An 8,066-nucleotide genomic window follows, 5' to 3' on the forward strand; every position below is an offset into this window, starting at 1 on the left:
CTACAAGAATTCTGTGCCATTTATAAAATGTACTTCTCGGCACATTCTTTTGCTTACAAAATTCATATTTACTTACATTACTTTTTTTATATTCTTCTACTAGCTCTTTCCATTTTTCATTACTTATTCTTTTTTTCTTTTTTTCTAATAGCATCATTAGCCTCTATTTTTTTAGGCTTTTGTTCTACCACTTATTTTTATTCTTGCCTAGATGCCCTTATTTTAGCGCTTACGCCTATATACAATATTTAAGTGGGTTCTATATGTATGATTTTGAAATTAAACGTGAAGCTCTTTTAAAAAATTTAAAAAAAAATAGCAAACCAGAAGTAGTAATTGACTCCTGCTATGAATATATGAAGGCTGTAACATCCCATCTAACAGAGATGGGCCAGCAAACTAGTGCTGATAAAGTTGTACCATTTGTTGATAAAGATATTGCAAGCAAATTAGATGCTAAGATGCTACAAAAAATAGAAGTGGTCTCTTTAACAATTGACATGATTGGAGAAAAAGCATTGTATTTTGCATTGTTGGCACAAATTCAACATGTTAAATCACAAAGCATAAAAAGAGTTGAATCTGAAATGCAAGCTTTTAAGGATGAAGGATTAGATCCAATAGCTGCAATATCTAACAAAGAAGATGGACCAGAACTTTTAAAGTACTTTTTGCAGCAAGAAGGAATAAAATTATTTGATGAACATGCTAAAAGTGCTGATCAATACTCATTATTAGAGAAATTTTTTGAGTTTATGTATAAAATAATTGGATCAGAATATAAAACATATGATATAAACTCATTAGACCAAAGAGGAAATGGAGTATTACATAGCTTATATGCATCTTCAGAAATGATTGAAACAGTAGTTAATGAATTCAATGCAGATATTAATCTTCAAAATATTAATGGTGAAACAACCATCATGAAAGCAATAGAGCATGGCGTCGAAGACTCTGTTAAATATCTACTTGATCAAGGAGCTAACCTAACTATACAAGATAATAAAGGTGAAAACATAATGCATAAATTAGCTAAACAATTTAATGAAAGTGATAAAGAATGGCAATTTGAAATAGTAGAGTCTATTAAAAAAACTGGGAAATTAGAAGAATTGTTAGCACAACGAGATAAAAGTGGTAAAACTCCACTTGATCATGCACGTGAAAATTGAAATTCTAAAGAATTGATTGAAAATATTACAAAATTAAGCAAAGTCTTGGGTATTCATACTCAAAATGCTATAAATAATAAATCTTCTAGCATACAAAGGGCTTAATTAAAAAGTTAAAGCTAACACTTAAAAAATAAAATTTAAATTTATTTAATAAAATTAACTTTTATATCGTCTTAAAAAATCAATATTTATTAATTAGACCATTTTATAAGGAACTGGCCTACCTGAGTCATCCCTAATTAATTTGCCATCTTCAAATTTTGCAGCCATATAATTACCATGCCCTAACCTTTCGCCCACATACATTATAGGTTTTACAACTTTACCATCCAGTTGTTTTAGATCAGCAGCTTTACCCCTATTACTGACGTTGTTTTTTGAACCTTTTTTTCCAGCCATAAATAAATAATATTTTTGTATTTTGATACATTATATAAAAATTATGATGCTTTAGTCAATATTATTCTTAACAACAATTAACAAAGCTTAATCTCCATTAAACTATATACTATAGCTCAACAACATTAAAAATGTTAAGAACATTATTACAAATTAAATTTTCTTATAAAAAGTATAAATTCTTTGAATATCCTGCCACATTGCTTTTTTTTGTGAAGGTTGTCTTAATAAATAGGATGGATGAAATATAACAAACGTATCAATGGATTTTTTCAGATACTGGTTACTATATTTAAAATTTTGCTTTCTAAGCTGCCCCATTGGCGTTTTTAAATCAAGCAAAGACTCAACTGCAGTACTACCTACTAATATAATAATCTTAGGATTAACAAGAGCTACATGTTTTTCTATAAAAGGCCTACAAACATCTATTTCATTTGTAGTAGGTCTTCTATTAGCTGGAGGTCTCCAAAAAATAGTATTTGTTATGTAATAATTCTTCCTATCTAACTTAATAGCTGCCAATATATTATCTAATAATTTGCCACTTTGGCCACAAAATGGTATTCCATACTTATCTTCATTTGCCCCTGGAGCTTCTCCTATTAACATTATGTCTGATTTTGGATTGCCATCTGCAAAAACTGTATTAATAGCACCTTTTTTTATATCTAATTCATCAAAACTCTCAACTACTCTTCTTAATTCTTCAACTGTAGAACATTTGTCAGCCAGACTCTTAGATATATGCTTCATACTCTGTTTATTACTATTATACTTATCACTATTCTCTATTTCATCTTTTAAAACTTGTACTTTATCATGATTATTTTTTTCCAAAAAACAATCAATTCCTAATTCTACATACCAACTTAATAAAGCTTCTTTTGATTTATTCATATTTAAACATTATTTAATAATATTGACTTTACATTATAATTAAGTTAATGAATACTCTTCAATATATTAATAGTAATAAAGATGTCTACAAAAAGAACTTTTCAACCTAGTAATATTAAAAGAAAAAGAAGGCATGGCTTTAGATCTAGAATGGCTACAGTTGGTGGTAGAAAGATTATCAATAGCAGAAGAGCTAAAGGTAGAAAAATATTGTCAGCGTAAATTAAACTTACTTTATTGTTGAATTTAAAAAAAAATAAGATCACAAAGAGTTCTGTTTATAATGAGTTGCTCTTAAATTCTAATAAGGTAGTTGGGAAATACTTTGTGATAGTTTACAAAACTAATATAACCAAGCTGGATAAAAAAGAAGAATTAGTAAATTTAAATTTCGGTATTACAGCTAGCAAAAAAGTAGGCAATGCAGTTAAAAGAAATTGGTGCAAAAGAAGGATAAGGTTATTAGTAAATCAAATTAATATAAAAGATTTTACAAAGACATTCTACATCAATATAATAGCTAGAAAATTTATGATAGATAAAAGTTTTTCACTTCTAAAAAAGGATTTTGATTTTTGTATAAAAAAAATAACTAATTATGAAAAAAAATCTAACTAAACTTTTTAAAATAATTATTTTATTTTTTATATCTATATATCAAAACTTTATTTCTCCTTTAATACCACAATCATGTAGATATTACCCAAGCTGTTCAAATTATGCAAAAGATAGTTTAAAAATTCACGGATTACTTGGAATTTTGCTAATAATAAAAAGAATTTTAAAGTGCAATCCATTTTTCCTTGGAGGATATGATCCTGTACCTATAAAAAATAATAAAAAAAGAAAAAAATATGAATAATAATACCAGAACAATTATTGCTGCAGTTTTATCAATAACAATATTAATTTTATGGCAAATCTTTTTTCAAAAACCAGAAACCATAGATAAACATAACAAAAATTTAGAAATCAACAGTGATTTAAAAGATATGAACTTGATCAATAATGATTTTGTTCATAACAAAATTTCAATATCTAATAAATCTAAGGCTGGAAAGATTAAATTTAAAAATGATATGATTAGCGGTTCAATTAATTTAGTAGGAGCAAAAATTGATAACTTAATATTACTTGATTATAAGCAAACTGTTCAAAAAAATAGCAAAGATGTAGTTTTATTATCTCCAACCGGCACAAAAAATGTGTATTATGCAGAATTTGGATGGATTTCAAATAATAAGGATATTGAGTTACCGACTAATAAATCAATATGGACTTCAAATAAAAAACATTTAAACCCTAATGAAAGAATTACTCTATCATGGAAAAATAATCAAGGAGCTGAATTTCTTATTACAATTCTACTTGACGAAAATTACATGTTTACTATAGAACAGAAAATCTTAGGTTTAGATAATATAAAAATTAAACCTTATGCTGCAATCAGCAGAACTATCAATCCTGATAATCAAAGTCAAATGCTAATACATGAAGGAGCTATAGGTGTTTTTGATAATAAATTAGAAGAAATAAAATTTGAAGATCTAGATGATAAAAAATTAAAATTTTCTGATTCAGATAATGGCTGGTTTGGATTTTCAGATAAATACTGGTTAACTGCAATAATACCTGAAGATTCAACAACAATTTCAACAAAATTTTTAGGTTATAGAATTAACGAAGAACAAAGATATCAAACTGATGCAATAATAAACAATGATTCAGATGATAATTATAATAAAATTCATTTCTTTGCTGGAGCAAAAAAATTAAAATTATTAGATTATTATCAAAAAAAGTATAACATAAAGTTATTTGATAGGGCTGTAGATTTCGGAGTCCTTTATTTTATCACTAAACCAATCTTTATTGCCCTAAACTATCTTCATTCTTTGGTAGAAAATTTTGGTGTAGCTATCATATTACTGACTATTTTTATAAAAATACTTCTGTTCCCCTTAGCATATAAAGGCTTCAAAGGGATGAATAAGTTAAAAGATATTCAACCTGAGATGACAAGACTAAAAAAATCTTGTGGAGATGATAGTGCTAAATTTCAAAAATCTATAGTAGAGCTTTATAAAAAAGAGAAAGTCAATCCTTTATCTGGTTGCTTACCAATTCTATTACAAATGCCAATATTTTTTGCACTATATAAAGTGCTTTACGTAACATTAGAAATGAGACATGCTAAATTTTATTTGTGGATAAAAGATTTATCAGCTGCTGATCCTACAAATATTTTTACTTTTTTTGGATTAATACCATGGAATACTCCAAGTTTTTTTCATATAGGTGTTTTGCCAATTATTATGGCATTAACCCTTTATTTTCAACAAATGTTAAATCCCCAACCAGCTGATCCAACTCAAGCTAAAGTAATGAAATTTTTACCCGTAATATTTTTATTTATGTTTGCATCATTTCCATCAGGGCTTGTGTTATATTGGTCATGCAGTAATATCTTATCTATTGCCCAACAAGTATTAATTAAAAGAATAACTAAATAAGTAGATAATGTGTCTTTAAAAATGAGAGATAAAGTAGTAGTAGCTATGTCAGGTGGAGTTGATAGCTCTACTGTTGCAGCAATACTTCATGAACAAAATTATGAAGTTATAGGTATTACGTTACAACTTTATGATGTGGGAGAAATGGCAGTTAAAAAAGGCGCTTGTTGTGCTGGACAAGATATTTATGATGCAAAAGTTGCTGCGGATAAAATTGGCATACCTCATTATGTATTAAATTACGAAAGCCTATTTAGTAAAAAGGTAATTGAAGATTTTGCTGAAAGTTATATAAAAGGTGAAACCCCTATACCATGTGTGAAATGTAACCAAAAAGTAAAATTTGAAGACTTATATAAAACTGCAAAAAATTTAGGAGCAAAAGCTTTAGCAACTGGACATTATGTTAGAAAAGCTAAAGTAAATAATGAACATATTCTTCTAAAAGGAGTTGATCAAAATAAAGATCAAAGTTACTTTTTATTTACTACAACTAAAAAACAACTTGATTTTTTAGAATTCCCTCTTGGAAGTTATACAAAAGATGAAACTAGAAAACTTGCAAAAAAATATAATTTAAATACATCTGACAAACCTGAAAGCCAAGATATATGCTTTGTACCAAATGGCAATTATTCTGAAATCATAAAAAAATTAAAACCAGAGTCATATGTAGAAGGGGAAATAGTTGATTTAAGTGGAAATAAATTGGGAATGCATAATGGTATAATAAATTTTACTATAGGACAACGTAAAGGCATTGGAATTTCAAGTGATAAACCCTTATACGTAATAAAAATTGACCCAACAACTAACAAAGTTATAGTTGGAGAAAAAGAAGATTTAAAATCAACTAAACTTAAAATAAAAGAGCTAAATTGGCTATCTACTGATGAAGCTTTAGAAAAAGATGTACCATGTTCAGTAAGGTTGAGGTCAAATCATAAAGAAATTAATGCAAACGTTAGATACTTAGGCGATGGCACAGCAGATGTAATTTTAGAATCATCTTATTATGGAATAACACCTGGTCAAGCGTGTGTAATGTATGATAAAGATAGAGTTCTTGGTGGTGGCTGGATAATAAAAGAAGAATAAACATGAATCTCACTGATAAACTAGCAAACTATATACAAAACTTTTTGTGGTCTAAAGTTAGCTTAATCAATTACATGTTATTACCATTATCTATTCTTTATAGCTTAATTAGAAATTTAAGATATTACTTTTATCAAACACCAATTAAATTTAATAGTAAAATAATATGTGTTGGTAATTCTATTTCAGGTGGAGCAGGAAAAACACCTATTGTTATTAGATTAGCTGAATTACTATCTCAAAACACAAAATTAAAAATAGCTGTTGTGGCTAAAGGTTATAAAGGTAATCTAAGTAATAATAGCAATGCAATTAAAGTTAGTTTAAATAAACACACTTGCAAAGAAGTTGGGGATGAAGCACTATTGATTGCAAAGCACTTTCCTGTTTACATTTCTAACAAAAGAAAATTAGCAATAGAGCTTGCTCAAAAAGATGGAGCTGAGACTATTATATTAGATGACGGTTTTCAAAATAATTCTATCAATAAAGATATTTCTATTTTGGCAATTAATAATAGAATTTTTAATCATGATGCAAATAATTTGCTTATACCTGCTGGACCACTAAGAGAAAGTTTAAAAACAAGTATTAGAAAGGCAGACATAATTATAACTTCTGGTAAAAACACTGCCTTAAGAAAAAATTTCAATTTATCTGATAAGTTATTATTTTTTCAAAATACAATAATAAAAAATCCAGAAGAAATATCAGGGAAAAAATTTATTCTTTTATGTGGAATTGCACAACCAGAAAGGGTTGTAAAAACAGCTAAAAACTTAAAAGCAAATATACTAAAAAGTTATTTATTTCCAGATCATTATAATTTTTCAAGCCAAGAGCTTGAAAGCTTATATAAGGAAGCTACAAAATTTCATTGCAATATATTAACTACAAAAAAAGATTTTGTTAGGATAGATAAAAAATTTCATAAACTTACTACAGTTATTGATTATGCGGTAGAAATTAATGATGAAAAGAAGTTAATAAAAAAAATATTAACCTTATAGAGTTTTATATGCTAAGTTTAAATAAAAATTTTTTATAGAATGTTGGAATTTATATCAAACCTTTTAAGCGTTATATTGCCAATAATATTAAAGATTTTATTACTGCTAATACCGTTACTTCTGTCAGTTGCATACCTAACTTTAGCTGAAAGAAAGGTAATAGGCTGGATACAATTAAGGAAAGGTCCAAATAGGACAGGTTTTTTAGGTTTATTACAACCCATCGCAGACGCAGTAAAATTAATATTTAAAGAGCCAATAATACCATCTGGTTCTGATAAAATTTTATTTTTACTTGCACCTATTATTACCTTTTCACTTGCTATGATCGGGTGGGCTACTATCCCCATTGATAATTTTGTCATAGCAAATTTGAATATTGGTGTCATGTATATTCTAGCAATATCATCTTTAGGGGTTTATGGGGTTATTATTGCAGGATGGGCTAGTAACTCTAAATATGCTTTTTTAGGAGCAATAAGATCAGCTGCTCAAATGGTATCATATGAAATTGCAATTGGTCTTTGTATAGTTTGTGTATTACTTACAACTGGCTCATTAAATTTAGTAGATATAATTAATGCCCAAAAAGAAATGCCTCTTTACATGGATTTATTACTCTTTCCTATGTTTATAGTATTTTTTATTTCCATATTAGCTGAAACAAATAGGCATCCTTTTGATTTACCTGAAGCAGAATCAGAATTAGTTGCTGGATATAATGTAGAGTATTCATCAATGCCATTTGCATTATTTTTTCTAGGAGAGTATGCAAATATGATATTAATGAGCTCATTTGCAGTTTTATTATTTATGGGAGGATGGTTACCTCCTTTTAAATTAGAGTTTTTGAATTTTATTCCTGGCTTTATTTGGTTTATATTGAAGGTCATGTTCTGTCTCTTTATTTTTATATGGGTTAGAGCTTCAATTCCAAGATTTAGGTATGACCAGTTAATGAGATTGGG

Annotated in this window: 11 protein-coding genes; 8 read left to right on the forward strand and 3 right to left on the reverse strand. The window is 27.6% G+C overall.

The features are described 5' to 3' along the window. On the reverse strand, positions 1-157 hold a 157-nt coding region (gene tnpA, locus EIC27_RS08250; protein WP_410519448.1), incomplete at its 3' end, for an IS66 family insertion sequence element accessory protein TnpA. A 46-nt stretch (positions 158-203) separates the two neighbouring features. Between tnpA and EIC27_RS04565 the strand changes: the two genes are divergently transcribed. Continuing rightward, complete coding sequence (locus tag EIC27_RS04565; RefSeq protein ID WP_126044940.1) at positions 204-1,175, forward strand: ankyrin repeat domain-containing protein; 972 nt, start codon at positions 204-206, stop codon at positions 1,173-1,175. A 198-nt stretch (positions 1,176-1,373) separates the two neighbouring features. Here the strand turns inward: EIC27_RS04565 and EIC27_RS04570 are convergent, their stop codons facing one another. Both EIC27_RS04570 and EIC27_RS04575 read right to left on the reverse strand, forming a co-directional pair. Further along, entirely contained in the window at positions 1,374-1,577 is a 204-nt protein-coding gene (locus EIC27_RS04570; protein ID WP_126044941.1) for a hypothetical protein, read from the reverse strand. Positions 1,578-1,730: 153 nt separating this feature from the next. After that, positions 1,731-2,477, reverse strand: a complete 747-nt coding sequence (locus tag EIC27_RS04575; RefSeq protein ID WP_126044942.1) for a uracil-DNA glycosylase — start codon at positions 2,475-2,477, stop codon at positions 1,731-1,733. An 81-nt stretch (positions 2,478-2,558) separates the two neighbouring features. Here EIC27_RS04575 and rpmH point away from each other — a divergent pair, with 81 nt between their 5' ends. The 7 genes from rpmH to nuoH form a co-directional block, all read left to right on the forward strand. Further along, complete coding sequence (gene rpmH, locus EIC27_RS04580; RefSeq protein WP_126044943.1) at positions 2,559-2,699, forward strand: 50S ribosomal protein L34; 141 nt, start codon at positions 2,559-2,561, stop codon at positions 2,697-2,699. A gap of 18 nt (positions 2,700-2,717) precedes the next feature. Further along, positions 2,718-3,095, forward strand: a complete 378-nt coding sequence (gene rnpA, locus EIC27_RS04585) for a ribonuclease P protein component (protein WP_154511694.1) — start codon at positions 2,718-2,720, stop codon at positions 3,093-3,095. Further along, the gene (yidD, locus tag EIC27_RS04590) at positions 3,076-3,339 is read left to right on the forward strand and encodes a membrane protein insertion efficiency factor YidD (RefSeq protein ID WP_126044944.1); all 264 of its coding nucleotides are present in this window, start codon (positions 3,076-3,078) and stop codon (positions 3,337-3,339) included. The genes rnpA and yidD overlap by 20 nt, the downstream gene beginning before the upstream one ends. Beyond that, entirely contained in the window at positions 3,332-4,990 is a 1,659-nt protein-coding gene (gene yidC / locus EIC27_RS04595) for a membrane protein insertase YidC (protein WP_126044945.1), read from the forward strand. The genes yidD and yidC overlap by 8 nt, the downstream gene beginning before the upstream one ends. Before the next feature lie 21 nt (positions 4,991-5,011). Further along, a complete protein-coding gene (mnmA, locus tag EIC27_RS04600) occupies positions 5,012-6,088 on the forward strand; it encodes a tRNA 2-thiouridine(34) synthase MnmA (protein ID WP_126044946.1) in 1,077 nt (358 codons plus the stop codon). A gap of 74 nt (positions 6,089-6,162) precedes the next feature. After that, positions 6,163-7,098: a tetraacyldisaccharide 4'-kinase gene (gene lpxK, locus EIC27_RS04605; RefSeq protein ID WP_205702336.1), complete on the forward strand. Its 936-nt coding sequence runs from the start codon at positions 6,163-6,165 to the stop codon at positions 7,096-7,098. A gap of 39 nt (positions 7,099-7,137) precedes the next feature. Further along, on the forward strand, positions 7,138-8,066 hold a 929-nt coding region (gene nuoH / locus EIC27_RS04610; RefSeq protein WP_126044948.1), incomplete at its 3' end, for an NADH-quinone oxidoreductase subunit NuoH.

It is taken from the genome of Candidatus Aquarickettsia rohweri (assembly GCF_003953955.1).
GTDB classification, from domain to species: domain Bacteria; phylum Pseudomonadota; class Alphaproteobacteria; order Rickettsiales; family Midichloriaceae; genus Aquirickettsia; species Aquirickettsia rohweri.